The 26,397-nt window shown below is 72.8% G+C and carries 34 protein-coding genes; 30 read left to right on the top strand and 4 right to left on the bottom strand.

The annotated features are described in order from the left end of the window. Window positions 1–194: 194 nt before the first annotated feature. From ACFXPX_RS13720 to ACFXPX_RS13640, 17 genes are all read left to right on the top strand, one after another. Complete coding sequence (locus ACFXPX_RS13720; RefSeq protein WP_380641208.1) at window positions 195–329, top strand: hypothetical protein; 135 nt, start codon at window positions 195–197, stop codon at window positions 327–329. Window positions 330–362: 33 nt separating this feature from the next. After that, on the top strand, window positions 363–914 hold the full coding sequence (locus ACFXPX_RS13715; protein WP_380641206.1) for a hypothetical protein: 552 nt from the start codon (window positions 363–365) through the stop codon (window positions 912–914). Beyond that, window positions 911–1,165 (top strand): hypothetical protein, encoded by a 255-nt coding sequence (locus tag ACFXPX_RS13710; protein ID WP_380641204.1) that lies wholly within the window; start codon window positions 911–913, stop codon window positions 1,163–1,165. Before ACFXPX_RS13715 ends, ACFXPX_RS13710 begins: the two co-directional genes overlap by 4 nt. After that, window positions 1,162–1,686, top strand: coding sequence for a hypothetical protein (locus tag ACFXPX_RS13705; protein ID WP_380641202.1), 525 nt, complete (start codon window positions 1,162–1,164; stop codon window positions 1,684–1,686). The genes ACFXPX_RS13710 and ACFXPX_RS13705 overlap by 4 nt, the downstream gene beginning before the upstream one ends. A 126-nt stretch (window positions 1,687–1,812) precedes the next feature. Beyond that, entirely contained in the window at window positions 1,813–4,119 is a 2,307-nt protein-coding gene (locus ACFXPX_RS13700) for a hypothetical protein (RefSeq protein ID WP_380641200.1), read from the top strand. Window positions 4,120–4,492: 373 nt separating this feature from the next. Further along, the gene (locus ACFXPX_RS13695) at window positions 4,493–6,799 is read left to right on the top strand and encodes a hypothetical protein (protein WP_380641198.1); all 2,307 of its coding nucleotides are present in this window, start codon (window positions 4,493–4,495) and stop codon (window positions 6,797–6,799) included. A gap of 157 nt (window positions 6,800–6,956) precedes the next feature. Beyond that, window positions 6,957–7,193 carry a hypothetical protein gene (locus ACFXPX_RS13690; protein ID WP_380641196.1) on the top strand — a complete coding sequence of 79 codons (237 nt, stop codon included), beginning with the start codon at window positions 6,957–6,959 and terminating at the stop codon, window positions 7,191–7,193. A 128-nt stretch (window positions 7,194–7,321) separates the two neighbouring features. Continuing rightward, window positions 7,322–7,726, top strand: coding sequence for a hypothetical protein (locus tag ACFXPX_RS13685; RefSeq protein ID WP_380641194.1), 405 nt, complete (start codon window positions 7,322–7,324; stop codon window positions 7,724–7,726). Between the two features lie 23 nt (window positions 7,727–7,749). After that, entirely contained in the window at window positions 7,750–8,100 is a 351-nt protein-coding gene (locus tag ACFXPX_RS13680; RefSeq protein ID WP_380641192.1) for a hypothetical protein, read from the top strand. 60 nt (window positions 8,101–8,160) lie between these two features. Continuing rightward, window positions 8,161–8,484, top strand: a complete 324-nt coding sequence (locus ACFXPX_RS13675; protein ID WP_380641190.1) for a hypothetical protein — start codon at window positions 8,161–8,163, stop codon at window positions 8,482–8,484. Between the two features lie 319 nt (window positions 8,485–8,803). Beyond that, window positions 8,804–9,205: a hypothetical protein gene (locus ACFXPX_RS13670; protein WP_380641188.1), complete on the top strand. Its 402-nt coding sequence runs from the start codon at window positions 8,804–8,806 to the stop codon at window positions 9,203–9,205. A gap of 88 nt (window positions 9,206–9,293) precedes the next feature. Next, a complete protein-coding gene (locus ACFXPX_RS13665) occupies window positions 9,294–9,833 on the top strand; it encodes a hypothetical protein (protein ID WP_380641186.1) in 540 nt (179 codons plus the stop codon). A 160-nt stretch (window positions 9,834–9,993) separates the two neighbouring features. After that, window positions 9,994–10,743 (top strand): hypothetical protein, encoded by a 750-nt coding sequence (locus ACFXPX_RS13660; RefSeq protein ID WP_380641184.1) that lies wholly within the window; start codon window positions 9,994–9,996, stop codon window positions 10,741–10,743. A 186-nt stretch (window positions 10,744–10,929) separates the two neighbouring features. Then, window positions 10,930–11,325, top strand: a complete 396-nt coding sequence (locus tag ACFXPX_RS13655; protein ID WP_380641182.1) for a hypothetical protein — start codon at window positions 10,930–10,932, stop codon at window positions 11,323–11,325. 39 nt (window positions 11,326–11,364) lie between these two features. Beyond that, complete coding sequence (locus ACFXPX_RS13650) at window positions 11,365–11,505, top strand: hypothetical protein (protein WP_380641293.1); 141 nt, start codon at window positions 11,365–11,367, stop codon at window positions 11,503–11,505. A gap of 405 nt (window positions 11,506–11,910) precedes the next feature. Continuing rightward, window positions 11,911–12,465: a hypothetical protein gene (locus tag ACFXPX_RS13645; RefSeq protein WP_380641180.1), complete on the top strand. Its 555-nt coding sequence runs from the start codon at window positions 11,911–11,913 to the stop codon at window positions 12,463–12,465. 116 nt (window positions 12,466–12,581) lie between these two features. Then, a complete protein-coding gene (locus ACFXPX_RS13640; protein WP_380641178.1) occupies window positions 12,582–12,773 on the top strand; it encodes a hypothetical protein in 192 nt (63 codons plus the stop codon). Between the two features lie 100 nt (window positions 12,774–12,873). On the opposite strand, the gene ACFXPX_RS13635 is transcribed toward ACFXPX_RS13640, so the two are convergent. Together ACFXPX_RS13635 and ACFXPX_RS13630 are read right to left on the bottom strand one after the other, a co-directional pair. After that, entirely contained in the window at window positions 12,874–13,851 is a 978-nt protein-coding gene (locus tag ACFXPX_RS13635) for a hypothetical protein (RefSeq protein ID WP_380641176.1), read from the bottom strand. After that, a complete protein-coding gene (locus ACFXPX_RS13630) occupies window positions 13,851–14,651 on the bottom strand; it encodes a ParA family protein (protein ID WP_380641174.1) in 801 nt (266 codons plus the stop codon). The genes ACFXPX_RS13635 and ACFXPX_RS13630 overlap by 1 nt, the downstream gene beginning before the upstream one ends. Before the next feature lie 286 nt (window positions 14,652–14,937). Between ACFXPX_RS13630 and ACFXPX_RS13625 the strand changes: the two genes are divergently transcribed. Further along, on the top strand, window positions 14,938–15,093 hold the full coding sequence (locus tag ACFXPX_RS13625) for a hypothetical protein (protein ID WP_380641172.1): 156 nt from the start codon (window positions 14,938–14,940) through the stop codon (window positions 15,091–15,093). A gap of 80 nt (window positions 15,094–15,173) precedes the next feature. Next, window positions 15,174–16,121: a hypothetical protein gene (locus tag ACFXPX_RS13620; RefSeq protein ID WP_380641170.1), complete on the top strand. Its 948-nt coding sequence runs from the start codon at window positions 15,174–15,176 to the stop codon at window positions 16,119–16,121. 422 nt (window positions 16,122–16,543) lie between these two features. Here ACFXPX_RS13620 and ACFXPX_RS13615 read toward each other — a convergent pair whose 3' ends face one another. Both ACFXPX_RS13615 and ACFXPX_RS13610 read right to left on the bottom strand, forming a co-directional pair. After that, window positions 16,544–16,771, bottom strand: coding sequence for a DUF397 domain-containing protein (locus ACFXPX_RS13615; RefSeq protein ID WP_380641168.1), 228 nt, complete (start codon window positions 16,769–16,771; stop codon window positions 16,544–16,546). Then, on the bottom strand, window positions 16,768–17,640 hold the full coding sequence (locus ACFXPX_RS13610) for a helix-turn-helix domain-containing protein (RefSeq protein WP_380641166.1): 873 nt from the start codon (window positions 17,638–17,640) through the stop codon (window positions 16,768–16,770). Before ACFXPX_RS13610 ends, ACFXPX_RS13615 begins: the two co-directional genes overlap by 4 nt. A gap of 268 nt (window positions 17,641–17,908) precedes the next feature. Between ACFXPX_RS13610 and ACFXPX_RS13605 the strand changes: the two genes are divergently transcribed. The 11 genes from ACFXPX_RS13605 (at window position 17,909) to ACFXPX_RS13555 (ending at window position 26,379) form a co-directional block, all read left to right on the top strand. After that, window positions 17,909–18,172 carry a hypothetical protein gene (locus ACFXPX_RS13605; RefSeq protein ID WP_380641164.1) on the top strand — a complete coding sequence of 88 codons (264 nt, stop codon included), beginning with the start codon at window positions 17,909–17,911 and terminating at the stop codon, window positions 18,170–18,172. Next, complete coding sequence (locus ACFXPX_RS13600) at window positions 18,169–18,591, top strand: ATP-binding protein (protein WP_380641162.1); 423 nt, start codon at window positions 18,169–18,171, stop codon at window positions 18,589–18,591. The genes ACFXPX_RS13605 and ACFXPX_RS13600 overlap by 4 nt, the downstream gene beginning before the upstream one ends. 109 nt (window positions 18,592–18,700) lie before the next feature. Then, the gene (locus ACFXPX_RS13595) at window positions 18,701–19,435 is read left to right on the top strand and encodes a hypothetical protein (protein ID WP_380641160.1); all 735 of its coding nucleotides are present in this window, start codon (window positions 18,701–18,703) and stop codon (window positions 19,433–19,435) included. A 2-nt stretch (window positions 19,436–19,437) separates the two neighbouring features. Next, window positions 19,438–20,106 (top strand): dTMP kinase, encoded by a 669-nt coding sequence (locus ACFXPX_RS13590; protein WP_380641158.1) that lies wholly within the window; start codon window positions 19,438–19,440, stop codon window positions 20,104–20,106. Next, window positions 20,103–20,972 (top strand): isocitrate lyase/phosphoenolpyruvate mutase family protein, encoded by an 870-nt coding sequence (locus ACFXPX_RS13585; protein ID WP_380641156.1) that lies wholly within the window; start codon window positions 20,103–20,105, stop codon window positions 20,970–20,972. The genes ACFXPX_RS13590 and ACFXPX_RS13585 overlap by 4 nt, the downstream gene beginning before the upstream one ends. 36 nt (window positions 20,973–21,008) lie before the next feature. Beyond that, a complete protein-coding gene (locus ACFXPX_RS13580) occupies window positions 21,009–21,491 on the top strand; it encodes an NUDIX domain-containing protein (protein ID WP_380641154.1) in 483 nt (160 codons plus the stop codon). Continuing rightward, window positions 21,488–22,405, top strand: coding sequence for an NAD(P)-dependent oxidoreductase (locus ACFXPX_RS13575; RefSeq protein WP_380641152.1), 918 nt, complete (start codon window positions 21,488–21,490; stop codon window positions 22,403–22,405). The genes ACFXPX_RS13580 and ACFXPX_RS13575 overlap by 4 nt, the downstream gene beginning before the upstream one ends. Then, entirely contained in the window at window positions 22,402–23,244 is an 843-nt protein-coding gene (locus tag ACFXPX_RS13570; RefSeq protein WP_380641150.1) for a hypothetical protein, read from the top strand. Before ACFXPX_RS13575 ends, ACFXPX_RS13570 begins: the two co-directional genes overlap by 4 nt. A gap of 38 nt (window positions 23,245–23,282) precedes the next feature. After that, window positions 23,283–25,172: a radical SAM protein gene (locus ACFXPX_RS13565; RefSeq protein ID WP_380641148.1), complete on the top strand. Its 1,890-nt coding sequence runs from the start codon at window positions 23,283–23,285 to the stop codon at window positions 25,170–25,172. 87 nt (window positions 25,173–25,259) lie between these two features. Continuing rightward, window positions 25,260–25,400: a hypothetical protein gene (locus ACFXPX_RS13560; RefSeq protein WP_380641146.1), complete on the top strand. Its 141-nt coding sequence runs from the start codon at window positions 25,260–25,262 to the stop codon at window positions 25,398–25,400. Window positions 25,401–25,476: 76 nt separating this feature from the next. Further along, on the top strand, window positions 25,477–26,379 hold the full coding sequence (locus tag ACFXPX_RS13555) for an aKG-HExxH-type peptide beta-hydroxylase (RefSeq protein WP_380641144.1): 903 nt from the start codon (window positions 25,477–25,479) through the stop codon (window positions 26,377–26,379). Window positions 26,380–26,397 lie beyond the last annotated feature (18 nt).

Here is a 26,397-nt window from a genome sequence, read left to right as displayed (position 1 = left end):
AAGGCGGTCACCGTCCTGGCCTTGGCGTCCGACGGCACGTCACCGAGGTCGCGGACCCACCGTCCCGCCCGCACCCGTAGCTGCCCTGGACCGCCGACACCGAGACCCGGCCTTCGCCGGGCCGCCGGCCGCCCAGGGGAGCCACGGGCCCGCCTCGAACTCCACCCCTTGTCGCTCCTCCGAAAGGCGCGCACATGACGTTCGACCAGGTCTTCTTCGCCTTCTTCGCCACCTGCACGGTCACGAGCCTGTGCCTGCTGCTGGCGCGGTACGCGGAAGCCCACCTGATCCCGCCCTACCTCGAACGACTGGAGGACACCGATGCGTAACACCGCCCCGGCCGGCGGACCGGAGGTGACGACGTGACCGTCACCCCCGAGGTCCCGCCCCGCCCCGCGTACGACCCCGCCGTCCCGGAGCACACCGACCCCGCGGACCCGACCCGGCACCACCCCGGCTACGACGGGGACGGCCTGGCGGACCTCGCGCAGGAACTGCGCCAGTCCCGCCTCGACGCCGCCATCCCGCACAAGCCGGACGACGCGGACCACCTGATCGACTGGGCCCGCGTCCGCCGCGCCGCCACCGCCCTCAAACGGTGGGTCCAGGCCTGGCCCAACGCGGCGGCCGCCGCCGTCGCCACCGCCGGCCCGGCCTGGCTGTGGAACAGCCAGGTGGCGAACTGCTCGCACGCCTTCCTCCCCGCCGCCGACGTCGCCGACCCCGGCCTGTGCCTGGGCCTGATCACCCTCGTCGGCGTCCTGGTCCTGCGCTCCCGGCTGCGCGGCGTCGTGCTGCGCACCGTGCTGCGGGTGACCGCCTGGGCGGTGGTGCTCGGCACCCTCGCCTACGGGCCGGCCCGGGACTGGGCCGGCGCCCTGCTGGGCTCGCTCTTCACCGGCGCCGCAGGGTGAACGGGTCCTACCCCGTAGACGGGGAGAGCCCGCTGGCCGGGCTCTTCCTGCCGGTGAGCGAACTCGGTTTCACCGGCGCCGCCGTCCTCGCCGGCACCTGCTACGGGCTGGCCGCGTCGCTGCGGTGGCTGCCCGTCCGCAACCGGGCGCCGCGCCTGCTCAAGGAACTCATCATCCGAACCGCCTACATGTGCACGTGCTGGTCGGCCGTGTCCATCGCCGTCACCTACGCCTGGGAGGCCGTCCAGTGAGCATGACCAGCATCGAGATCACCCACACCGTCACCCGCGCCGGCTCGGCGCTCGGTTTCGCCCTGTTCATCGGCACCTGGGCGTTCCTCTTCTTCAAGCACAAGCGGAAGTTCACCGCGCTCAAGAAGAAGAAGTACCTGGTGCCCTACGGCTGGGGCCTGGGCGTGATGGTCCTGTCCTCGGCCTGCACGGGCGGCCTGCTCGGCATGGTGAGCGGTTTCACCACCGGCGCCGGCAACCAGGGCGGGACCCTGGCGAGCAAGGGCATGGTCGGCGGCGAGGGCGCCGTCGCGGTCGCCCAGCAGGGCCAGCTGAGCTACTCCGGCTCCTGGATCGCGCTGATCATCTTCGCCCTGGCCTGCGCGTTCTGCTGGTTCGCCAAGAACATGGGCGAGCGGCTCCTCATGGCCTCCGGCGCCGTCACCGGCGCCACCTGGGGCCTGTCCATCTCCCTCGGCGGCGTCGCCGCCTTCACCGGCGTCCCGCTCGCGAACTGGATCGGCGGCCTTCTCATCGGCTGACCCCTGCCCGGCCCGTGATGGGCGCCCCGGACCCGCCCGCCCGAACCACTGGCGAGCGGCGCCGGGACGCCCACCCCAGACCGGACCACCTGTCCCCCCTTGCATCCGTGGAGCCTGGAGGCCCCGTTGACCACCGAGACCCACCCCGGCACGGCGCCCGCCGAGGCCGCCCCGCCGACTACCGCTCCCGTCCAGCTGACCAAGGCCCCCGGGCCCGCCGCCGACACCGACCCGCAGACCACCGGAACCGCCGGTATGGACGACGCCGACGGCGCGGAAGGCGAGGCCAAGCCGAAGCCGAACCGCCTGGCCGCCGTCAAGGCCGCCACCGTCGGGCGCACCGGCGAGGGCGCGGTCCTGATCGGGCAGTGGCTGGCCCACTGGGCGTCCACCGCCGACCAGTCCGGCGACGAGATCCGCCGCCGTATCGTCGCCGCCCAACTGGAGGCCCACACCGAGCGCCGCACCGAGGTCGAGGACGCGTTCCGCAAGGAGACCAAGCGCATCGTGCGTCTGGAGGAGGAGGCCTCCGACGGCGGCCTCACCCAGGCGCAGCGGGGCCAGCTGACGTTCAGCCGGGAGGCGGCGCGCCGCCTGGAGAAGACCCTCAAGGACATGCGCAAGGCGGCATTTCGCCCGGTGCAGCCGACCGAGCGTCAGATCGCCAGGGCCCGCTCGTTCGGTCGACTGCGCCGGGGCGGTGCGCTGATCGGCGCGGCCGGCGGCGCGGCGGCCGGGGTGTGGAACGCGCCGCCGGCCGGGCTGCTCGGCCTGCTCGCCGCCACCGGCCTGGCCTGGTGGACCGCCGCGCACCCGCCGCGGCTGACCCACCGCCCTGTGCCCGCCGAGTTGCTTCTGCCCGACCTCGACCCGCCCACCTGCACGGTCGGGACGGACGGCACGGACGGTGCCGTCGTGGCGGAGGGCGAGGAGCCGGACGGGGCGTCGTTCCCGATCGCCCAGGCGGAGAACGCCGAGCAGGCCGCGCAGTGCCTGCGCCGCGCCCTGGCGGCGCAGCAGATCGACGTCGCCTCGGTCACCGACGTCGTCCGTACGACGGTCGGCTGGTCGATGACGGTCACGGTCGCCTCCGGCGACCCGGCCGACATCGATGCCGACCGGACCTCGGCCGAGGTCCGCACCCTGCTCAAGCTGCCCCGCAACGGCCTGGCCGTCGAGTGCTGGCCGGACGCGAGCGACACCGCCACCGTCCGGCTCCAGACCCGGCCCGGGTTCACCGACATGGGACCGCTCGCCGAGAACACCCCCCTGTCGCACTCGATCATGGACGCCGGGTCGTTCGGCCAGGGCCTCGACGGTACGGAGCTCGCCTTCTCCCTCGCCGGGGTGATGGGATTCCTGGTCGCCGACTCCGGTGGCGGCAAGTCCTCGATCATGCTCGCGCTCGCGGACTGGGCCACCTCCTGCCGCGACGCCGTCGTGCTGTCCATCGACCCGCGCGGGGAGGGCGTCGAAGCGCTCGGCGACGCCATCCAGCTCGCCGTCAGCGACGACAAGCACGTCCTCAAGACCCTGGACTGGCTCGACAAGCTCTGCCAGGCCCGCACCAAGCTCCGCAAGTCCCTCGGCTACGGCAAGACCTGGCGCCCCAGCCCCGAACACCCGGCCGTCATCGTTTTCGTCGACGAGTGGCACGACCTGCCCGTCAAGGCCAAGGCCCGCCTGCTGCGCCTGCTGAGGATCGGCCGCAAGGAAGGCGTGTGGATCATCGGTGCCTCCCAGTTCGGCACCGTGCAGGACCTCGGCTCGGCCATCGCGCCGAAGATGTCGCTCAAGATGGCCGGCTGCTGCCGCGGCATCGACGTCACCGGCCTCTTCGGCCAGGGCGCCCTGCGCGAGGGCTACCGGGCCGACCGGCTCAAGCCCGGCACCCACACCGACCCCGCCGACGCCGGCACCGTCTACATCCAGGGCCTGCCCGGCCAGCGCAACCGGCCGATGTCCTGGAAGTTCCGGCACCTGCCCGACGACGAGGCCACCCGCCGCGGCACCGCGCGCGCCAAGGCCGGCCTGCCCGACCTGACCGCCAGCGCCGCCCTGGCCGGCCTCGACTGGCCCGCCCTGCTCACCGCCCTCGGGGCCCGCCGCCCCGCCCCCGCCCCCGTCGGCGGCTCGGCCGGCGCCCTGCGGGCGGCGTCGATCCTCGACGTGATCGACGCGATGAACGGCGAGCCGACCATCCACGTCGGGCCGCTCCTGGAGCGCCTCGCCGAGGCGGATCCGGACGTGTACGGGAAGTTCACCAAGGCGGACCTGGAGGCGCTGCTCGCCCCCTACGGGGTTACAGCGCGTCAGGCCCGCGCCATGACCGAGGACGGCGAGAAGAACCGCACCGGCTACTACCTCTCCGACATCACCGACGCCCTCACCGGCCCCGACGACGACGAAGAAGAAGAAGGCGAGGACGAGTAGCCGCACCTGCTACAAGCCCTCTACAGCGGCTCTACCGGCCCTGCGGCCGACCCGGTCCGTAGCGCCTCGGTAGAGCCGCTGTAGAGCCCGTAGGGCGCTGTGACCAGGCGCGTAGCGCCGTAGAGCCGGTAGAGCCCACCCCTGCCTACAGCCCCAAAAACGCCCCGTCACCCCGCCGAAGGCACCCCGGCGCGGCCGACCCGCTACAGGCCTGCCGCGCCGGGAACCCGGCGGACTCCACCACGCCGCCCCGCCGCTGCGCCCGCCCTGTCCACCCCCTGCCTGGCACCGCGCCGCAGCCGGTGCCAGGCGCACCGCCACGCCTTATCGGCTTCACCGAGAGTGACTGACCGTCGAAGGAGAACCACCACCGATGAGCCCGACCAGGACCACCAGCCGGCGCTCCACCACCCCCCGCAAGCAGACCCCAGACAAACCACCGGCCCCCCGCAAGAAGCCCGCCGACGCCCCGGCGGCCGCTCCCGGGCCCGCCTCGGAACCCCCCGCCGTCCGCCCGCAGGACGTGCTCCTCGCCGACGCCCGCGACCGCGCCGCCGACGTCCTGGCCCTCGCCGAGGACCAGGCGCTCGCCGTCCTCGACCGGGCCGCCACCACCGCCGGCCGCGAGCTGTCCACCACCGCGCAGTGGGCCGCGGAGGCCGAGCAGCTGCGCGCGGACGCCGCCGCCGAAGCCGAGGCGCTCACCCAGCGCGCCGAGCAGGCGGTCCGGCAGATCCTCGACATGGCCAACGACCAGGCCGACCTGATCCTCCAGTACGCCCGGGAGCAGCGCGAGGAAGCCGACGCCGACGCCCACGCGGACGCCGACCGGCTCCTGGAGGAGGCCACCGCGCGGGCCGCTGCGCTGCTGGCCGACGCCGAGCAGCGCGCCGCCGAAGTCCGCACCCAGACCGAGCAGGAGGCGGTGCGGATCGTCGCCGACGCGGAGAAGCGGGCCCAGGCCGTGGCGGCCGGCATCACCGCCACCGCCGAGGAGCAGGCCGCCAAGGTGCTCGCTGAGGCCGCTCGCGAGGCCGAGCGGACCCGCTGCCGCAGTGCCGCCGACCTCGCCGACGTCCAGGAGCAGGTCGCCGGCGCCCGCCAGATGCTGGAACGCACCCGGGCCCGGACCGCCGGGGACCGCGCCCAGGCCGAGCAGGACCTGACCGGCGCGCGGGAGCTGGCGGCCACCGTGCAGCGGGACGCCACCGCGGCTGCCGACCGGACCCTGACCGAGGCCGCCACCGAGGCTGAGGCGATCCGCACCCGGGCCGCCGAGACCGCCCGTCAGATCCTCACGGCGGCCGAGGAGCAGGCCGAGGAGACCCGCACGGAGGCCGAGGCGACGGCCGGACGCGTCACCGAGGCCGCCCGCGCCGAGGCCGACACGGTCCGCGAGGACGCCCAAGACGATGCCCGCCGGCTGCGGGAGGAGGCCACGGCCGAGGCACAGGAACTCCGCGAGGAGGGTGCTCGGCAGGCCGCCGAGCTGCGCGAGCGCGGCCAGGCCGCCGTCCAGCGCCTGCGCGAGGACGCCCAGGCCGCCATCGACGAGGTCAAGCGGGCCGCCGGCGAGGAGCTGCGCCGGGCCGGCTCAGTGCGGGGCAAGGCCGAGGCCGACGCCCAGCGGCTGCTCAACTCGGCCCGCAAGGAGGCCGAGCAGGTCACCTCGGACGCCCTGGCCGAACTGGCCGAGACCGAGCAGCAGGTCGCCGAGCTGCGCGCCGAGGAACAGGAGCTGGAGCGGAGGCGGGCCGAGCGGCAGAAAGGCCGGGTCCGCCGGGTCTGGCGCCGGTGGGAGGCCAGCGTCCCGAAACTGCTGCCCAAGCTTGCGCTGTGGGCGGGCGTCGCCTACACCGCTGCCGGCGAGCACCACCTCGCCGTGATGGCCGGCATCGACAGCACCCTGGCCTGGCTCTTCCCGGTCACGGTGGACGTGTGGGTGGTCGCGGCCACCCGCGCCCACGCCAAGGCCACGACTGAAGAGGAACGCAAGAGGATCACCGTGGAGGTCGTCACCGCACTGGCGGTGATGATGGCCTGCCAGATCGCCTCGCTGCTCGCCGAACTGCACATCGTCGGCGTCGAGCCGCGTGACGGAGCGTGGCGGGTGAAGTGGGGCCTCGCCGTCCCGCTCGCCATGGTGGTGCCGGTGGTCATCGGGAGGGTCCACGCGCTCATGGGCCACGCCCCCTCCGCTCACGGCGCCCCGGCCGAGCAGCCGGACGGGCACACCGCGCCCACCGGGCACGGGCACGGCGCCCACGACGGCCCCGACCCGCGCCCGCCGCACGGCGGCCAGCCCCTGCCCACCGCCCACGGCATCCTGCTCCCCGCGCAGAGCACGAACACCGAGCGCTCAGATGAGCGCCAGATCGCCGCAGGTGGCGGGACGAACGGCGCTCACCGCGCACTTCCGCCCGCGCACCCGGCGGGCGCCGACGCTCACCCGTCCTCGGCGCTGACCGGCGCCGCGCTCCTGTACGCGCGCAAGGCGCTCGTGCGCCCGCTGTACGACACTCTCGGCCGCCGCCCGCGCGTCGCGGAGATCCACGCCGCGCTCACCGCCAAGGGGCTGCTGACCGGCGACGGGAAGCAGACGCGCTCGACCTGCCAGCGCGTGCGCGACGCGGTCGAGGACGCCGAGCCCGCACTCCGGCCGGTCGTTCGCTCTGCGTAACCGACCCCGCCCACGCGCAAAACGGCCTCCGGGATGAAGAAAGCACCCCGGAGGCCACGGCACCGAGGTGCCGGCGGGCCGGTCTCGCCACCGGCCCGCCCCCATCCTCCCGCACCGCACCACACCGATGAACCGTTCCCGAAAGGAAGTACCGCCCTTGATCGCCATAGAGCGCGACGCCCGGATCGCCGCCCTGCGCCAGACCCACCACGAGCGCAGCCAGACTCTGGCCAACGTCCCCGCCGGTACCCGATCCCACGCCCGGCTCCTCGTCGAATGCGAGGACATCAGCGACGAGATCGACCGCCTCAAGCGCTGCATCAACATCCCGCGCTCCGTCGCCCTGACCGTGCCCGTGCTCCTCGCCGTCCTGGTCCTCGCACTCGTCAGCTGACCGGCCGACCGGCCTCGCCCCCGGCCCGCACCGCCCGCCCGGCACCCAGCCCGGCGGGCGGCGCGCACCCGGGGACAGGGACCGGCCGCCCGGCCGGCACCCACCCCTCCCTGCTCAGGAGCACCCTCATGACCCAGGCCGATCTCGTCTACGCCGCCACCATGAACCTGCTCGGTTCCGACCCCGCCCTGCCGCCCGCCCTCGAAGCGTCCGTCACGGTTCTGCGCGACCTCGCCGCCGCCTCCCACACACCGCCTGCCCCGGCCCGCCGATCCCCCGCCCAGCGGCTGCGCGCCCTCCTGGCCAGGCTGCCCCGCCGCCTGCGCATCTGCCGCTGGGAGGTCATGGCCGGCCCGTACGACCTGTTCGTCGAACACCACCCCAAGCCCGGCTGCACCACCTGCCAGGACCACTGCGGCTGGTACCGCGAAGACGGCTGGGAGTTCTGCGACTGCATGACCGGCTTCTCCTCCTGGCGCCTGCCCTGGCGCCCCGGACCGGCCCGCTTCTACAGCGACGAACCGCCGTTCTAACCGACCACCGAAGGGACCACACGATGAACATCACCCAGACCACCTGGCCCGACGACGTCCTCGCCCGCTACCTCACCGCCGGCCAGGCCACCGTCGACATCACCACCGACACCACCACCAGCGGCCGCTGCGAAACCGGCAGCTGCACCCGACCCTGGGACGCCCTGGACGGCCACCCCACCTTCGAGATCACCCTCCGCGCCTCCTGCACCGGCACCGGCTGCGCCGACCCCTACGGCCCCACCGACAACCTCGACACCTGCACCCAGCGCAAGGCCGCCGACCTCGCCCTCTTCGGCATCCCGCGCCGACTGCGCACCTGGGCCCAGGACCACGCCCAGCACTGCCGCGCGATGCCACACCCCACCACCTGACCGCCCGCCCGACCCAGCAGGCCCGAACCGCAGACGACCCTGCACCGGAAGGAACCTGAGATGACCACCACCGCCACCGCCGGTACCACCTGGGCCACCGACTGGCCCACGAACGTCCTCACCCGCTATGTGAACCTCGGCGGAGCCCACGTCGACCTCATCACCCGGCGCTTCACCACCCGCTACACCTGGCAGGGCCGCCCCTACGTCGGTGACGAAGCCCGCGAGGTCGACGGCTTCGTCTGGGAGTGCCGGGGCTGCGACACCCGCGGCGGCTACGGATACGACCGCGAGCCCTACCTCCCCAGCGAACGCGGCGAGGCGACCGCCGCCGCCAACGACCACGCCAGCGCGTGCCGGGCGATCCCCCGCCCCACCCGCTGACGGTCCATCGACCGGCCCGCCCCCACCGCCCGCCCGGCATCCAGCCAGGCAGGCGGCGCGCACTCCGGGGAAAGGGACCGGTCCACTGCATCCCGACCTCGCTCGACAGCTGCCTCAAGTGCGCAGACGGCCTCGCCCCGGCCGAGCTCGAACAACTCCTCCAGCTCGCCCGCGCCGCCGTCCCGGCCTGACCCGCCGAGCGGACCGCCGCCGCCGGCCCCGGACCCCGACCGCATCCAGCGGTCGGTGCCGCCGGGACCGGCGTGGCTGCCCGGTCACCCGACCCGCAGACCCCACCCAGCAAGGAGAGACCGCCGGTATGACCGACAACCTGCCCCGCCTCACCGCCGCCCCCGACCTCTCCCTGGTCACCGTGGACGGCGTCATCACCGAGATGACCGGCCGCAACCCCCGGCTGCTCGTCCTCACCGACGACACCGGCAGCATCAACGTCACCGTCGCCGGCGGCTGCCTCGGCAGCAACACCGTCAACGACGCGACCTACCTCGTCGGCACGTACGCCGTCGTCGCCGGCCGCCGCGAGGACACCGGCCACGTCCTGGCCGCCGTCGTCCAGCTCGCCGCCCGCGCCACCGCCGCGGACCTGCTCATCCCCGCCACCCTCTCCGGCCTCTCCGAGAACGTCGTCCAGCTGCTCGGCACCACCGTCAGCACCACGCCCCGGGCCCTGCCGCCCGGCTCCCGCACCGCCGCCAGCTGACCAACCCACCGCCGACCCGGCACCTCGCCCGAGCCCGAGGCAGGGCGCACCACCACCGACACATTCACCGACCGAGAGGCCCCACGCCGTGATCCTCCCCGACCCGGCCGAGCAGCTGCTCGCCACCCTCACCCCCGACCCGTTCAACCAGCAGCTGCGCCTGGACGACGGCTACCGCGTCCTGCTCGCCATGCTCGACCGCCAGCGCGAGCTCGGCCAGACCCGCACCAGCGTCCGCGAGATCCACCAGACCCTGCTGGCGCTGGACGGCGGGAGCACGGTCGGCCACCACGACCGCATCCTGCACCTGCTGCAGATGGCCGCTGACCACGGCGAGGTCCGCCTCAACGGCGGCGAGGCCCACCTCGGCGACGCCCCGCAGGGCCCCGGACCCAGCCACGTCTGGATCCGCTACGCCAACACCGCCGGCGCCACCGTCGAGATCACCGGCGCTGACCCCTGGCCCGCCCAGTCCATGCGCCCGCCGGCCGAGCACAGCTGGTGGCACTGCACCGGCTGCCGCGACGGCAACGGTATGGCCGCCATGCCGATCGACCTGGCCCGCAAGGCCGCCGCCGACCACGCCGCCGACTGCACCGCCCTGCCCCCGCTGCCCACGACGAACTGAAACCCGGCACAACCCCGGCCCCGGACAGAACCGGTCCCCGCTTTGCACGACCGGCCTCGTCCCCGGCCCGTACCGCCCGCCCGGCACTCGGCCCGGCGGGCGGCGCGCGTCCGGGGCCGGCCGCCCCGGCCGACACCACCAGCTTCGGAAGGAACCCAGCATGCGTACCACCAAGAAGGCCGTCACCTACTACCTGGCCACCCGCCCGGACGCCACTGTGCTGACCCACGCCACCGGCCCCACCCCGATCCCCCTGCTCGCAGCCACCGCGGACGGGATCGTCCACCACCCCACCCCCGGCGAGCCCGGCACCTGGTGGAGCGGAGGCCACTTCATCCTGACCACCGCCCCCGGCGAGGCGCTGCACCGCCTGTGGACCTGGCCTGCGCGGCTGTTCACCGTCGAGCCGGTCGGCGAGACCGAGCGCGGCGGGCGCTACGAAGGCCACACGCTCATGACCCGCGCCCTGCGCGTCGTGGAGGAGACCGACGCGCACCAGGCGTTCGGCCCCCGAGGCCGCCAGGTCCTGGAACACCTGGACGCCGTCCCCGGCCTCGCCCGCCGGTGGGCCGCCGACTGGGCCGCCGACCCGGCCGGTCGGCGCGAGGCGTACGAGAACTGGCGGCTGTGCACCCACCACGAGCACACCAGCGGCATGCGGGCCGTTTGTACGGCCGGGATTGTTGCCGGCCGCGCTCACCGGGAGGCCGCCGACACCACGGCGGAGCGCATCGCCATCCAGCGCGCCGCCGAGGCCGCCGGCGCCGACCACCGCGCCGCCCACTACGCCGCCATGCGGGCCGCCCACACCACCAGGGCCGTGCTCCTGGAGGACCGCCTCTCCGAGTACATCCTCACCGCCCTGCGCGGAACCACCCTCGACCGCCACCTGACCGCCACCAGCCGCTGACCGGAGCCCCCCTTCCACGAACGACGCCCGCCACGGGCTCCAGGCCCGCGACCCAGACCCGGAGATCGACCGCGAGTTCCAGGCCCACACCCTGGACGCCTCTCAGCTCGCCGACGCCGCCCGCCTCATCTACGGCGTGCGGCCCGAAGACGCCGACCACCACCTGACCCCCGCTCGGAGAAGCCGATGACCGACGCCACCCCCGCCACGACGATCACCGTTCCGCACGAGATCCGCTGCATCGAAGGCCGCCAGATCGTCCAGGCCGAGCACCTGAAGACCGCCCCGGGCCTCTACTTCTACGAGGCCCCTGCCGACGTCGACCGCGACGGCCCGTGCCGCTGGCGCCTCGGCCACCACGACGGCCACCTCCTCGCCGCGTTCCGTACCCCCGCCGGCGCCCGCCAGGCCGCCGAGGCCATCGGCACCTGGACCGACTGGACCCTGCCCACCGACACCCTGCGCGAACGCCACCTCGGCGACCAGCACGATCGGGACGCCTTCGACCACCTCGTCGACGACATCACGAGGGCCGGCGGACACCTGGAGAACTGCGCCGCCTACGGCCCGTACGGCTGCTGACGCCCCCGCCACGGCCGCTTCGGCCTCTGGCGCCTAGCCATCGGATGCGCCGGGGGCCGGCACAGGGCATCTGGTCTCACCGAAATCCTCGCCCGCGAACTCCGCGACCGCGGCCACCAGGTCAAGGTCGAGCACCTCCACGTCCACCTGCCCCGCGTCCTGACGAACAGCGATCGGTGACCGGCTCTCGGCCCAGGCCGCCTGCGCGCTCCCTTCGCTGACGTCCTGGCACGACGATCCGCACCCACCGCCCGCCCAGCCCACCACTGCAACAACGAGAGGGAAGACCGTGATCCTGACCATCGCCGTCCAGAACCTGCAACGCGGCGGCCTGCTCGACGCAGACGGCGGCCACGAGGACCGATGGCCGCTCCTGGCCAAGCGGCTCGCCGCCGTCGAACCGGACCTGGTGCTGCTCCAGGAGGCCGAAGGCTGGGAGGCCGCCGGCCACCGCCAGCTCGTCCGCGCCGAGCACGACCTGGCCTCCTCGCCACGTCCCGCTCCGGCCGCGGCACCGCGCTGCTCTACAGGCGCAAGACTCTCGGCCGACGCATCGCCTGGAACACCGACTACACGGCCGACGAGATGCACCACGGCTTCGGCGTCGTCGGCTTCGACATCGGCCTGCCCGCCCCGCTCGCCGTGGCCAGCATCCACCTCACCCCGTACAGCGCGGACAAGGCCGTCGCCGAGGCGGACTTCGCCGCCAGCCGCGCCTACCGGCACGGCCCCTACTGCATCATCGGCGGCGACATCAACTACCCGCCCGCCGCCGGACCCGACCCGGCCTGGGACCGCATGCGCCCCTACAACCGCGGCGCCCGCACCCTGCTCACCGACCCCGCACTCGGCCAGCAGAACACCCCGGTCCCGGACCGGCGCGTCGCCTGGAAGCTCGCCGCCAACGGCCTGATCGACATGGCCTGGCACCTCTACCAGCAGACCGGCGACGAAACCCTGCTACGCCGCACCGGCGACGACGACCGGATCGACCAACTCCTGGTCTCCGCCCCCTTCGCCCCGGCCATCGTCTCCTACGCCGTACTCGACACCCCGCCCGACGCTGCTGACCACGACGGCCTGGTCGGCGTCGTCGACACCGACCTCATCGACACCAGCCAGCTGTGGGCGTACCGGTAACCGGCCCCTCCGCCCACTACGCGGGCCGCCCGCCTCCCCGCCGGGATCGTCCTGCTGAAGCACTGCCCACCACCGCACCCCGCCCCTGGACAGCCAGGCCGCGCAGGCGGCGCGCCGTGGTGCGCGGCGCGGCCGTCCGGCCGGACACCGCTGCCGAATCGCCGCGGCCGCCGCCGGCCTCCCCGCCTACCGAACCCTCACCGCCCGCCGCCGGCCTCGCCGCCGAGGCCACCACCCTGACCGACACCCTCGCCGCGGTCAGCCGCGCGATCGGCCTCGACCACGTGGGCGTTCCCATCCACGTCTGATCCCCAGCACAGTGAAGGGCTCGTCTTCCCCGGCGTTGAAGCCGGGGAAGACGAGCCCTTCTGTGTTTCGGGTGAGTTGATGCCCATGACTCTCCGAGAGTCAGTCGACGATCTCCGCATCCACTGGAGCAGCAGCCACGGCTGCCGCAGCCGTCTTCTTGGCAGCCGTCAAGCGCCTTCCGAGACGCTGCAGCTCGGTATCCAGGTCTTCCAGGTGCCGATGAGCTGCGGCCGGGTCGACCTCCACCGCAGACTTCACCGCACGGGGGGTAAGCAGCGAGGTCACCCGTTCCCGCAGTGCGGCCGCCGAGCGACTCAGGTCGCGCAGCTGCGCCGCACCCGGCTGCTCCTCGGCCCCGAGGTCAGCAAGTTCTGACTTCTGCTCACCGGGGGCGGGGTCAGAAATTTCTGACCCCGCATTCTGCTCAGGGATGGAAGGCGTCGTCAGTTCGATGGCAAGCTCCACCAGCCTTGCCGCGGTGGGTCGCTTCTTGCCCTGCTCGGTCGCTTCGGTCACTCCGAGCTCGACGACCGTACGGGCAGTCTTCAGATCGTGGGAGGCGATGACCGCCGCCACCGCCTTGCGCGCCGAGGCGCGACCCAGGTACTGGGTGAGTTCGGGCCCCAGCTCTGCGACAGCCCGTACCCGGGCCGCGTCCTGCATCAGCTCGAAGACGTACTTCTCGTCCACGTCCAGGACCCCGGACGCCCACGCCGCGAAGTTCGTGTGGCCGGCTACCACGTGCAGTTCCCGCTGCTGCGCTGTCTCCAGCAGGACGCCCTTGTTGAGCGCCACGAAATCCTCGGCCCGTCGGCCGAGTCCATCGATCTCGAGGAGCCGCTCGGTCACATAGGTGAGCTGCTCTTCGGGGGTGCCCGTGATGTCCTCGGGCGTGAGCACCCGGCCGCCCGCGAAGACGCTCGGCGTGCCCGGATTGTCCACCATCGCCGGCAGCGCGGAAGCGGAAGCCTGTTGCGCTGCGGCCTGCTGCAGCTCGGCGGGAACGGCCGGATCGACGGCGGAGTCCGGCGCCTTCTTCAGCCGGCTGGTCCCGGCCTGGATCAGCTTGTTGGCCATTACAGGCACACTCCTGCCGCGGTGAGGATTCGGTCGTAGGCATCCGTGAGCGCTTGGGCCTCCTTGCCGGTGGCCGCCGTGATCGGCACGCAGGCGAACCGGGTCTGCTGGCGCAGCGAGTGACGGGGAATCGCGAGATCGTCGCGGTACAGCTCCCCGTACGTCTCCGCCAGGTAACCCCCTATGGCGTCCCTCAGGGTGCTGCGCCCGCCAGGGACGATAGAGGGCACGATGCCGACCACCCGCAGGTCCGGGTTCATGCCGAGGTCCTTGACCAGCTTGATGGTCGCGAGGGCCTCCTTGGCGCCGATGCGCCCGTCCTCGTCGAGGGTCGCCGGCACGATCACGTCGGTCGCGGCGACGAGAGCCGAGGTAACGAGCTTTCCGCCAGCGCGCGGCGGCAGGTCGAGGATGCCGACCGAGCCGGGCTTTATAGCCCCCTTCAGGGCAAGCCTCAGGCGGAATTCCAGCCCGACGGCGATGTTGTCGGTCTCCCGGTTGGCCAGGGCACGCTCCGCCGCGATCACCTGGACTCCCGGCCACGCGTCGGACGCCGGAGCGAAGGCTTCGGCGGCCAGCCCTGTCTCGCCCTGGGGATCCAAGGCCAGCAGGTCGTTCATGGTGAAGGCCGGAGCCTCGTCCTCGGAGATGCCAAGCTCGGCGGTGAATGTGCCGCGGGGATCGAGGTCGCCGGCGACGACGTCCAGGCCCCGCTTCCGGGCAGCGGCCGTCAGACCGGCCGCCAGGGCGCTCTTCCCGACGCCGCCCTTCTCACTGTAGACCGCGATCACTCTGCTCATGCCCGGCCCCTCTGACCATCAAAAATCCGATACACGGAAGGCAGGCTATCCGGAGCGGCAGATTGCACAGGACGCGGCATGCGGGACGCCGCGGCCGCACAGCTGTCGGAACCTCGCGCCGGTCTTCATGGCTCGCCCTGTTCATGGTCAGCTGCTGGGTGGCCACACGGCTTCAATGTCAGGTTCGTGACGGACCGCTCCCAGGTAACAGTGCCCAGCTGCGAGGCGTTGGCGTCCGGGCCGTTTCCCGAACGTCGGGTACTCGAACTGCGGCATCATCGGTGCCGTGACACCTTCCCCTGATGAGATCGAGGCCGCCCGCACGCCCGCCGGCGGCTGGACCCGGGCGCAGCTCGCAGTGTGGGGCGTGCCGTGGCCGCCGCCCAAGGGCTGGAAGCAGGAACTCGCCGACCGGTGGCAGGCCGAGCAGGACCTCCGCTGACTGATCACCCGGGCCACCGCTCTGGTGGCTGGTGTCAAATGCCGGTGCTGCACGACGGGCTGAACCTCTACGGTGACGGGGTGACGATTCCGTGGACCCCTCTGCCCTACCGCGACGGCGGCACCGCCCCCCTAGGCGAGGACGTCTCCGCCGCCCTGGAGACCCCGTTGCGGGAGTGGCTCCACGCTGCGGTGCTGCGCCACGGCGGGGACGTGTGGCAGAGGGTCGCGATCCGCTGCGACCTGGTCCTAGACGCGGATGACGACTCGGACGACAGCGATGTCGACTACCCGGGGCGCCTCGCCTACTGGACGCCGGCGGAGCAGCTGCTGGAGGTGATCGATGCCCTGCTGGACCTGCTGCCCGTCCCGGTGCCGACCGTCGTTCCCACCCGGCCGGCTCCCCCGGCAGCTGACCTTCCGAAGGCGGGTGCGCTGCTGACCATGGCGGCCGGGGTGAGCGCGGTGCTCGCCCAGCAGAGCGCCGTGAGCCGCAAGCCGCTGCAGCAGCTGCTGGACGACGCGCGCTCGCGCTACACGGTCCGCTCCGATGGCCGTGCCCTGGTAGCCCGCGTTGACCCGGCTGTCGCGCGGACGCTGCAGGCTGCGCTCGAGAGCGCGGACCGGCCGGAGCGGGGGTCGGCCTCGGAGCACCTGCACGAGGCGATCACCCAGGCGTACGCCCTCACTCCGGACCCAGTGAAGGCCTACAGCGAGGCGATCAAGGCGGCGGAGTCGGCGGCCCACGCCACCCTGCAGCCCAACCACGCCCGGGCCACGCTCGGCACGATGCTGGGCGAGATGCCGAAGATCGCGCACCTCCTCGTGTTCGAGATCGAGGGCACCGACCCGTACGCCGGCATCGAGATGGTGCGCCGGATGATGCAGCAGCTGTGGGACGGCCAGACCAGCCGGCACGGCAAGCAGCGCCCCACCCGCAAGGAGACACAGGCCGAGGCGGTAGCCGCGGTCCACCTCGCTGCGCCGCTGGTGCAGTACTTCAGCTCCGGGGCGATCCGTCGGGTGTAACAGCGGTCGTGGACGGCAGGCTTGGGGCGTTCCGGGCCCGTTGGGAGTTGCTGTCGTTCGCGGACCTGTTCGGTGGTGTTCTCTCTACGGTGATCGGGTCCGGGCTGTCCTGGACCACGTTCGCGGCGAAGGGGACCCTCGTGTCCAACGCAGAACTGCTCCGGCCCCGCTACTGGCTCGCCCACGCCCTGGAGTCGTCGGTATGCCGTTCAGCTCCGCGCCCGGCCCTTGGCCGCTGCCGTCGTGCTTGCCGCGGCAGATGCCGGGAGGCCGCCACCCAAGGGTGACGGCCTCCTGTGCCTTCTCGGGGCCCCGGCAGCCTACCGCCAGGCCAGGACACCCAACCCAGCCGGTGTGGGCCTACGCCCACTCCACGCCGTGCTCGGCCAGCTTTGCGCCCCGCAGTCAGGGCCCTTCGCTGATCAGACGTCGAAGTGCCGGGCGAACGCCACGAGGCTGGCGAAGGCCTCCGGTGTGACGAGCAGGGCCGGTCCGGCGGGGTCCTTCGAATCGCGGATGGCCACCGCTTCGAAGCGGGTGGCGCTTATGTCGGCGACCTCGACGCAGTTGTTGCCAGCTCCATCGCTGTAGGACGACTTGAACCAGTCGGCCAGGCCGGCGAGTTCGGGGGCGGTGATGTGGTGGGTCATGAGGTGATCTCTCGGGTGAGTTGTTGCAGGAACTCCGGTGTCGCCTCGGAGGGGAGGGCCGAGCGGGACAGCGCCTCGAACATCCGGGTGAACCGGCCGACTTCGCGGGACTTGTCCGTGAGGGTCATACCGGCCCCCGCGTCGAGCTGGACCGTCATGGGCAGCTTGTCGCCGAGGTCCAGGAGCGTGAAACTGGAGAGCGACAGGTAGCCGCGAACCGACTGGGGCAGGATCTGCACGGTCACGTTGTCGAGCTCCGCAATCCGGGTGATCTCCTCGTACTGCTCGCGCATGGTGTCCACGTCCCCGGCCACGTACCGTAGCGCCGGCTCGTACAGGATCGCCCACAGCTTGACAGGCTCGTCGGGGGCCACCAGCCGCTCCTTGCGCTTCATGCGCAGGGCCACGCTCTTCTGTATGAACTCCGTCGTGGATTCCTCGATCGGCTTGGCGATCTCGTGCAGCGCTTTCGCGTACCGCTCGGTCTGCAGCAGCCCGAGCACGCACGTGGGGTGGTAGGCGCGGATGGACTGGGCCGCGGTCTCGACGCCGAGGAAGCGGGGCATCGAGGGCGCCATCGTCGCCACCGTGTACGGCGTCCACCAGTCCTGGCGCGAGGCGGTCCGCTGGAGCTCCACCAGGCGTTCGGTTTCGTCCTCGTCGTCTACGCCGTACCGGGTGAGGAGCTTGCGCAGGTCCCCGGCGTTGCGGAGGTCCTGAAAGCCGGTCTCCACGCGCTGGAGCTTCGTCTCGCTGAACGACAGGCCCTTGACGGCATCCTCGAGCGTGATGCCGGCCTGCTGACGCAGTTCCCGAAGCTCGTGCCCCAGTTCAATCCGCCGTGCTGTCGGCCTCGGCCGTGCTGCCACGTGCTCACCTCCGGAGTGCATGCGTCTACCGTCCGTACCGATCCGCGCAGTGTTGCACGTCACACGCGCGCGTTGCCAGGCCATGCGCTTGCGGCGGCATGTGCCACTTCCCCTTCGTCGGGGGATTCAGCGCCGATGCCGTTGCAGATTCAGCGTAGACGCGCCACCGTGGTGGCACGCCCTGATTGACGGGGCGTCAGAGACGGCCAGTCGAGGCCCGTGAGACGCCGACGGCCGCCACCTCCACCATCGGACTGCGGAGGTCTTCGTGCGTCGATCTGCTGATGACCAGCTTCGCCGCCGGGTGTCGGTCGACATCGCGGCGGGACTGCCGGGCCGCCTGGCGCGTGCGGACCCGGACGAGCTCCTGAAGCGGGTGTATCCCGCTGGCGCCCCCCGGGGCGCCTGGCGGCGGCAGCCGGACGGCGCCGAGGTCTTCGTCGAGGGCTTCGAGCGCGCCTTGCGCCGCGCGACGGTCCTGCGGCGGCTGGAGGACGGACGGTGGCTCAGGCGGTACCGGGGGTTGGCGTGACGACCGCAGAGCTCGCTCCCGCAGAGCCGGCTCCCCGGCCCGGCCCTGCCACGGCATCCCTGCGCTATCGCCCGGAGTCGGCACGGGCCGCCCGCCTGCTGGTGCGGGGCAAGCTCACGGAATGGGGCCTGGCCGAGCTGGTCGACCCGGCCGAGCTGATCGTCACCGAGCTGGTCTCCAACGCGTGCAAGACCGGCTGTCTGACCTTCATGCAGGTGGCCGTTCGGCGCCCCGCCCCGGGGTTCGTACGGGTCTCCGTGCGGGACGGCTCCTCCGAGCTGCCGGTACTGCTGGAGGCCGGCGAGGACGAGGAGTGCCACCGCGGGCTCGCGCTGGTCCACGAACTGACCGGCGGCCGGTGGGGGACCACCCTGGAGTCCCGGGGCAAGAGCGTGCACGCAGACCTCCCGATCCCCTGATCACCCGTCATCACGTCAACCCGCCGCAGTCGGCCACGACGCGGCCATTGCTGTCCGTCACTTCATGACTACGATTCACCGCTTCGGTTCGACCATCAAGGAGTACCGCGTGGAAGGATCCACCACCGCCATGAGCCCGCCCGCAACGCTGAGGCCCGCGAGCGTGCGGGACGGCTGGCAGGCGCTCGCCGACGGCCTGCACGTGCAGCGGGTGCACCTGCACCAGGACCAGTGGCGCCAGGCCGCGACGCTCGCGCCCGAACAGCTTGGGCTGCCTGCCGAGCTGGACCCCGTCGACCTGGTGTCGAAGCCGGTGCTCGTGGTGCCGTGCGACGACGACCTGATCGGCGCCGCCGGCCTCACGCCGTGGATCGAGGTGCCGTACCGGCTCGGCCACGACCGCACCGCCGGCGGCCCGCTCGCCCTCGCGGTGGACGAGGTGGCCCGGATGCTGACCGAGGACCTGGACGGCGGCCTTGAGGCGGCCGTGCACGGTGCGACGCGGGCCAGCGCCTGGTGGGTGGGGGTGTTCGCCGTCATCCACCACGAGAGCGGCCGGACCGCCTCCCTGGAGATGCTCCAGTCCGCCGTGCGGGCCGTCGCCCTCGGCACGGGGATGCGCGTCCTTCGGGCGGCGCTTCGGACCCGCGGCGAGGACAGCCAGGTTCTGCGCGCCGCGTACTGCCGGGCCGTCGCCGAGGTCGTCGTGCTGGAGGCGTCGCTGCCGCAGCTGCTCGGCGAGATCGGCGGGATGCGGCTCACCGACCTGGTCACCACCTCGGTGCCGTGGCGCGGGCAGTTCACCAAGTACCAGTCGGGCACCGGAGCGGGGCAGGTGGAGTAGGGATGGACCAGTTTCCGTTCGTCGTGATCGAGGGCCTGGACGGCAGCGGCAAGACCACGTTGCGCAAAGGGCTGTTCCGGTTGTTCGACAACCTCTACGGGGTGACGCCGCTGTCGGTGCTCACCACGAACTTCCTCGCCCCTGAGGTGGCCGCAGACCTGGTGGACGGCAAGTACGCGCCCACCGAGGCCAACCGGGAGCGCTACCTGCGGGCCCTGTGCGCCGACAAGCAGGCCACCATCGCGCTCCTGATCGCGCCGGCGCTGTCGCAGCGGCCGGTGATCGCGGACCGGTGGCTGCTGTCGGAGCTCGCGTTCTTCCAGGTCAAGCACGGCCAGGACCCGGCGGCCACCTACGACGTGCTCGCCGACGCTATCGACCTGGTGCCGGACCTGACGCTCATCCTGGACGCGCCCACCGGCACCACGATGCAGCGCGCCGCCTCCCGCAGCGCGGGGGACTCGGTGCGCGAGGACTGGGACGTGGACCACGTGCAGACCTCCGTGCGGGCTACCTACCAGGCGATCACCGCAGGCCCCGCCGCGTTCCCGAAGATCGGGCCGACCGTGACGATCGACGCCAACCAGCCCCGGGCCGACGTGCTCGCGAACGCCTGGACCGCGCTGCTGGAGCGCGGCCTGACCCCCGACCTGGAAGGAAGCCTCCGGTGAGCGCTGCCATGCCCGAGATATCCGCAGCCCTTCGCCTGCGGGCCGCCCTCGGTGACGCCGCCGCGAGCCGGCGTCCCGTGCAGGCGATCGGCGCGGTCAACGCCATGGCCGCGCGGGTCGCCGTCGAGGCCGGGTTCGACGCGCTGTGGGTGTCGGGCCTGGAGGTGTCGGCCGCCTACGGGCTCGCGGACGAGAACCTGCTCGGCTCCCGGGACCTGGCCCACGTCGTCATCTCGCTTCGCCGCGTCACCGACCTGCCGGTGATCGTGGATATCGACAACGCCGCCGGCACCGGCGCGTCGGCCGCGCGATTCGGGTTCGACCTCCAGGCGGCCGGGGCGGCGGCCGTCTGCCTGGAGGACAGCCGCTACCCCAAGTGCAACTCCTTCTCCGAACACCGCGACCAGGGGACGGCGGACACGGAGGCGGTGTGCGAGCAGATCAAGGAGCTCAAGGCGACCGCCCCCGTCCTGCTGGTGATCGCCCGCACCGAGGCGCTGATCTGCGGCGCCAGCCTGGACGACGCGCTGGCCCGCGCCGCCTCCTACGAGGCGGCCGGGGCGGACGCCGTGCTCGTGCACTCCAAAGACACCACCGGCGGCCAAGTGCTGGAGGTGGGACGCCGCTGGTCCGGCGTGCCGCTGGTCACCGTCCCCACCGCCTTCCCGCACCTGGACCGCCGGCTCCTCGGGGAGGCCGGGTTCGTCCTGGCGATCTACGCCAACCAGCTGACGCGCGCGGCACTGGCCGCGATGCACAGAGCCGCCGCTGGCTTCCGCGCCACGGGCGTCTTCGAGGCCTGCCAGCTCGCCGACGTCCAGGACCTGATGCGCGTCGGGGATCCCGACGCCCGCGCCTGCCTGTGACACCCCTGCCCCGACAACCAGTACGGAGGCACAGCGTTGAACGAACGTCCTGAACTGCCGCGGATCAGCGTGTCCGCGAAGGCCGCGATCGTCCATGAGGGCCGGATCCTTCTCCTGTCCTACGACGACACGGCCGAAGGCGGCTGCTTCCACTACAACCTGCCCGGCGGGAAGGCCCGAGAGGGCGAGCCGCTGCGGGACTGCGTGGTGCGAAAGGTTCGCGAGGAGACGGGCCTCGCGGTCCGCACCGAGCGGTTGCTGTTCGTGCTGGAATACGTGCCCGGCCAGTACGGCAAGGACCAGGGCCCGCAGCACAAGGTCCAGTTCAACTTCCTCGCCGCCCTTACCGACAGACGCACCGAGGCGAGGTTCTCCACCCCCCGCGATCCCATGCAGATCGGCTTCGACTGGGTGCCGCTGGACAAACTCACGGCCTTGACCTTGATCCCGCACTGCACCCCCGCGATCCTCGAAGCGCTCACCGACAGCCGTGACGTCCTCGTGGACCGGGCCCAATGAGGGCGCCGACCATCCTTGTCGCCAAAGGCGCGGCCGACCCGAACGCCTTGCTCCGCTCCCTCAGCCGGTACGACGTCTACGAGTTCACCCGGCTCGACGAACTCGGCGGAGCCGTACGCCGCGCGGAGCTGATCGTCATCCGCTCCGGCGTGCGGCTCGACGCCGACCGGCTGGCCGCCATGCCGCAGCTGCGGCACGTCATCCGGGCCGGCTCCGGACTCGACGGCATCGACACCGCCCTGCTGGCCCGGCGGGGGATCGGCCTGCACCGATACGCCGAGGCATCGGCCCCGGCCGTCGCCGAGTGGTGCCTTGCGGCACTGTTGGCCCTGGCCCGGCGCATCCCGCTCGGCGCCCAGGGCCTGGCCCTGGGCGGCCATCTCAAGACGGCCTGCCTGGGGACGCCGGTGGTGTCGATGCGCGTGGCCGTCTGGGGCGCCGGTCCGGTTGGCCGGGCCGCGGCCGCCGTGACCGAGCGCTTCGGTGCGGAGGTCGCTTTCGCCGCCCGGCCCAGCATCACCGACGGGCTGCGGCAGCTGCCCGCGGCCGAGCTGCCCGGCTGGGCGGACGTCCATATCGTCGCGCTGCCCGCCACCGCGGAGAACACCGGGGCGTTCGGCACGGGCTTCCTCGAGTCGGCGGCCGGTCGCCGGCCCCTGCTCGTCGTCGCCGGCCGCCTGGCCACCATCGACACGGGCGCGTGCCTGGAAGCCCTGGCAGAGGGCCGCCTGACCGGTCTGGCCGTCGACCCGATCGAGGTCAGCGACGCGCACCTGTTCAAGGCCGGCCCCGCCCCGCTGAACCTGCTCGCCACCCCGCACATCGGGGCCCAGCGGGCGGACGTCCGCGTTCTCCTGGACGCCTGGGTCACCCAGACCGCCAGCGCCGTCCTGGGCAGGGAGGCGGTCCGGTGAACGCGTGGGTGGAACACAGAATTGCGGCGGCCCGCACAGTCGCCGGGCAACTCGCCCAGGAGTACCCCGGCTCGCCGGTGTGGATGACGGGGCCCGTGGCCTGCGGGATCGCCCACGCCCGCAGCGACGTCGATCTGCGGGTGCTGTTCGCCGAAGGCCCAGTGCCGGTGCTGCAGTCCCGCATCGTCGACGGCGTCCGCGTCGACCTGGAGGCCCAGGCCTTGGCCGAGGCCGACGAACTGCGCGGCTACCTGGAGCGGTTCCACGTCCTGGGCGACGACGTCGACCTGTTCCGCACCGTGAGGCGCCGCCTTGCGGCGCTGACCGTGCTGCGGACCGCCCGCGTCATGCACGACGGACAGCGGCCGGTGCTCGGCCAGGCCGAGCGGGACGTCTACCGCCGGTGGGCGCTGGCCGACCGCGTCCAGCACGCGATCAGCCTGGTCGAGGACCTCGACGGCCTGTTCCAGACCGGACTGAGTGACGCCGTCGACCTGGTGACCGGGCAGCTGCAGCTCGCCGTCCAGCAGGCTGAGAACGTGGCCGCCAGCCACCCGCTCCTCGGCGACAAGTGGACCCCCGTCCTCGCCGGGGGCCCAACGCCGCCCGCGGCGTCCGTGCACCAAGCCCTGCTCCAGGCCCGCATCCGGCTGCTGACCGCACTGCTGACGGTGTGGCCCGAGACCGCCGAGCCGGACGGCCACGTGCCGGACGAGTGGCTGGAGGCCGGCTGGCTGCCCCAGCGCTACAGCGACGGCTGGCGACTGAAGTTCGCCGACACCACCATCCGCCTCACCCCCGGCCAGCTGGCCGCGTGGCACCAGGCGCTCCACTCCTGACCGGGCCCGAGCCCGCCCCTCACCCTGGGAGGCACCCGATGCACCCCACCAGCCCGAACGAACTGATCGGCCACCTGTACCGGTCGCTGGACGCGTCCGACGAGGACGCCGTCTCGGTCATCCTCAAGGTCCGCGGCGAGACCTGCGACATCGACTGCCTGCACTGCTACGAGAAGCGCAAGGAAGGCCCCGGCGGCGCGCGGATCAGCGCCGACCAGGTCCAGCTCCTGCCGGACCTCTTCGCGGGCCGCCCGCTCGCGGTCGAACTGCACGGCGGCGAGCCCCTCACGGCCGGGAAGGACCACATCGCCCACCTGCTGCGGACCATCGCTGGCATGCCGCAGGTCAAGCGCGTGTCCCTGCAGACCAACGGTGTCCAGCTCGACGCCGAGTGGCTCGACCTGTTCGACGCCCACTGCCCCGGCCTGGAGCTGGGGATCTCCCTGGACGGCGACCCGGAAGGCAACCGGTGGCGCGTCGGCTACGACGGCGAGGCCACCTACCCGCTCGTGGTCAAGGCCCTGGAACTGCTGTCCGAACGTGGCCGGACCTGCGGCATCATCACCACCGTCACCCCCGCGGTCCTTGGCCGCCCCGCCGAGGTCCTCGACCACCTGGCCGCGTTCACGGCCGTCACCTCGGTCAGCGTCGTGCCGTGCTTCGACACGACCGTCACGCGGCCCACCACCTACACCGGCAGCCGCCGCCCGCCCAGCCGGGCCCTGCAACAGGCCGCCCTCAAGCAGGCCGGCGGCCCGGCCTGGGCGATCACCCCCGACCAGTACGCCGACTTCGTGCTCGGCCTCACCCGGCACTGGATCACCACCGGCCTGTTCCGCCGCCTCAAGCTCTCCCCGGCCGTCGCCACCATCCGCCGGCTGCGAGGCCTCGCGGTGTCGTTCTGCCACTTCTCCGACATGAAGTGCGACCACGTGGTCACCCTCTACCCGGACGGGCGCCTGGGCAGCTGCGACGAACTCCCGTGGCCCCAGGCCCAGCTCACCCACGTGACGCCCACCACCAGCCTGGCCGAGGTCACGACCGCTCAGCGCGGCTCCAACCTCCTTCGCCAGGGCAAGGGCCTCATGACCGCCTGCGTGACCTGCGACTACCGCAGCACCTGCGGCGGCGGCTGCATCGCCACCCGCTGGCGCATGAACCTCGCCGGCCAGCACGACGCGTACTGCGACCACCGCATGCGCCTGATCGACGGAACCGCGGCCCTGCTCGCCGACCCCGCCCACCCGGACGGCGCCTGGTGCCGGACAGCCTGCTGGCGCCCCACCCCCGTCAACCGGATGCGCAACGTCCAGGCGTTCCTGGCCACCTGGGACGACTCCCAAGCCGCCCGTCACCCGGCCCGGTTGGTCACCAGCGCCTTCGGCAACATCAACACCACCGGCCTGCCCGGCCCCGCCGCCCAGAGCGCCGACGACCTCGACCCCGCCCACCCACAGTGGAACGACGCGATCGAGCCCGGCATCAAACCGCTCGTCGACCACCTCACCGGCCGCTGGCACCTCGTCACCTACGACAGCTGCGAAGGCCACCACTACGACGGCACCCGCAAAGGCCAGACCCGCGAAGTCGGCCTCCTCCCACGCGACGGCGCCGAGTACGCCGCCACCGCCGCCGCCCTGTGCCGGGCCGCCACCCGATGCGCCGCCGCCCTGCCGCCCGCCGTCCGCCTCCTGGTCGCCCGCAACAACCTGACCTGCGAGACCACCGGTCGCACCCACCCGGTCCTCGACCTGCGGCTCCTGCCCGCCGCCGAGACGTCCGGCGCCGCCTACTTCGCCGCCCTGGACGACGCCACCGCCCAGCTCCTGGCCGCCCTCGACGCCGAAGCCCCCGCCGACGGACACCCGTGCGCCTGCCCCCTCCCGGCCGGCACCCAGCCTCCGGCACCCGAGCAGGCCGTCGCGTGACCCCCACACCACGGGGGCGCGCACCCCCGACCGGCCATTACAACCCCAGCCCAACCCCGAGAAGCCCGAGCAGAGAAGGAACCGGCGATGAAGAACGACACCTGGGCCAAGGACTTCCTCGACGCCGTCGCGGAGCTCCGCGACGACGACGGGTCCGTCCGCTTCACCATGCACTCCTCCCGGGAGGGCGCCGACGACTGGCCGACCGAGCCGACCGTCCACGCCTGATCGAGCTCGCTGAACCCAGCCGGGGCCAGGGCCGCACGAGCCCTGGCCCCACCCCTTCCCCGCCAAGGAGACCGCGATGGACCTCAGCACCGTCTTCCGCATGCCCGCGATCCACGACCTCCACCAGGCCAAGACCCAGCGCATCCACCAGGCCCTGGCACGCGGCGCCGGCGGCGCCATCACCGCGCCCGAGCCCAGCGCCGCGACCTACGCGCTCGCGCACCACGTCCTCGAAGGCGCCGAACACGCCGCCCGCACCGATGACCCCGACGCCTTCGCCTGGTACACCGAGCACCCCGACGCCGGCGCCGCCGACCTCACCCAGGCTGGTCCGCTCACCGTCGCCCCCAACGAGGCGAACCTGATCACCTCGTCCATCTCCGACACCCCTTATTACGTGCTCGGCCCCGCCACCCAGGCCGCCCCGGAACCCCTGCAGAAGCTCACCCTGGAGTCGGCCGGTCTCGCGGCCGAGTACGGCTTCGGTGAACTCGTCGACGCCCACGCCCCCATCGTGTGCCTGCTCACCGGCAAGCCGCTGGGCAGCCCCCTGCGCTCATGGACCATCAGCCGCATGCCCGGCACCGTCTTCCTCGACTACGTCCCGGACAACCCGGTCATGGTCGCCCGCGACCTCGTTCACGAGGCCGGCCACAACTGGCTCAACGACGCCCTCAACGCCACCGGCTGCGAGATCGACAACACCCAGACCTTCTACTCCCCCTGGAAGAAGACCCACCGGCCCGCCTACGGATTCCTCCACGGCTGCTGGTCGTTCTCCCTGGTCGCCCTCTACGTCACCGCCGTCCTGCCCACCACCAGCGGCGAGACCCACATCTTCCTCACCGCCTACCTCGACCGCCAGCGCACCCAGCTCCGCATCGTCACCGGCGACCACGAGACCGCCCTGCAGACCATCACCGACGCCACCCTCCGCACCAGGCTGCGAACCGTCTACCGGCACGCCCTCGCGCTGTGACGGTGCCACCGGGCCGCC

The organism is Kitasatospora sp. NPDC059146 (assembly GCF_042786665.1).
GTDB lineage: Bacteria > Actinomycetota > Actinomycetes > Streptomycetales > Streptomycetaceae > Kitasatospora.
This window is presented reverse-complemented; position numbering and strand designations above follow the sequence as displayed.

Bases quoted from the DNA above. Each gene is read 5' to 3' on its own strand.
- ACFXPX_RS13680 (WP_380641192.1), top strand. From the start codon at position 7,750: ATGAACATCACCCAGACCACCTGGCCCGACGACGTCCTCGCCCGCTAC.
- ACFXPX_RS13675 (WP_380641190.1), top strand. From the start codon at position 8,161: ATGACCACCACCGCCACCGCCGGTACCACCTGGGCCACCGACTGGCCC.
- ACFXPX_RS13695 (WP_380641198.1), top strand. From the start codon at position 4,493: ATGAGCCCGACCAGGACCACCAGCCGGCGCTCCACCACCCCCCGCAAG.
- ACFXPX_RS13655 (WP_380641182.1), top strand. From the start codon at position 10,930: ATGACCGACGCCACCCCCGCCACGACGATCACCGTTCCGCACGAGATC.
- ACFXPX_RS13720 (WP_380641208.1), top strand. From the start codon at position 195: ATGACGTTCGACCAGGTCTTCTTCGCCTTCTTCGCCACCTGCACGGTC.
- ACFXPX_RS13630 (WP_380641174.1), bottom strand. From the start codon at position 14,651: ATGAGCAGAGTGATCGCGGTCTACAGTGAGAAGGGCGGCGTCGGGAAG.
- ACFXPX_RS13615 (WP_380641168.1), bottom strand. From the start codon at position 16,771: ATGACCCACCACATCACCGCCCCCGAACTCGCCGGCCTGGCCGACTGG.
- ACFXPX_RS13560 (WP_380641146.1), top strand. From the start codon at position 25,260: ATGAAGAACGACACCTGGGCCAAGGACTTCCTCGACGCCGTCGCGGAG.
- ACFXPX_RS13565 (WP_380641148.1), top strand. From the start codon at position 23,283: ATGCACCCCACCAGCCCGAACGAACTGATCGGCCACCTGTACCGGTCG.
- ACFXPX_RS13635 (WP_380641176.1), bottom strand. From the start codon at position 13,851: ATGGCCAACAAGCTGATCCAGGCCGGGACCAGCCGGCTGAAGAAGGCG.
- ACFXPX_RS13645 (WP_380641180.1), top strand. From the start codon at position 11,911: ATGCACCACGGCTTCGGCGTCGTCGGCTTCGACATCGGCCTGCCCGCC.
- ACFXPX_RS13670 (WP_380641188.1), top strand. From the start codon at position 8,804: ATGACCGACAACCTGCCCCGCCTCACCGCCGCCCCCGACCTCTCCCTG.
- ACFXPX_RS13575 (WP_380641152.1), top strand. From the start codon at position 21,488: ATGAGGGCGCCGACCATCCTTGTCGCCAAAGGCGCGGCCGACCCGAAC.
- ACFXPX_RS13660 (WP_380641184.1), top strand. From the start codon at position 9,994: ATGCGTACCACCAAGAAGGCCGTCACCTACTACCTGGCCACCCGCCCG.
- ACFXPX_RS13590 (WP_380641158.1), top strand. From the start codon at position 19,438: ATGGACCAGTTTCCGTTCGTCGTGATCGAGGGCCTGGACGGCAGCGGC.
- ACFXPX_RS13685 (WP_380641194.1), top strand. From the start codon at position 7,322: ATGACCCAGGCCGATCTCGTCTACGCCGCCACCATGAACCTGCTCGGT.
- ACFXPX_RS13555 (WP_380641144.1), top strand. From the start codon at position 25,477: ATGGACCTCAGCACCGTCTTCCGCATGCCCGCGATCCACGACCTCCAC.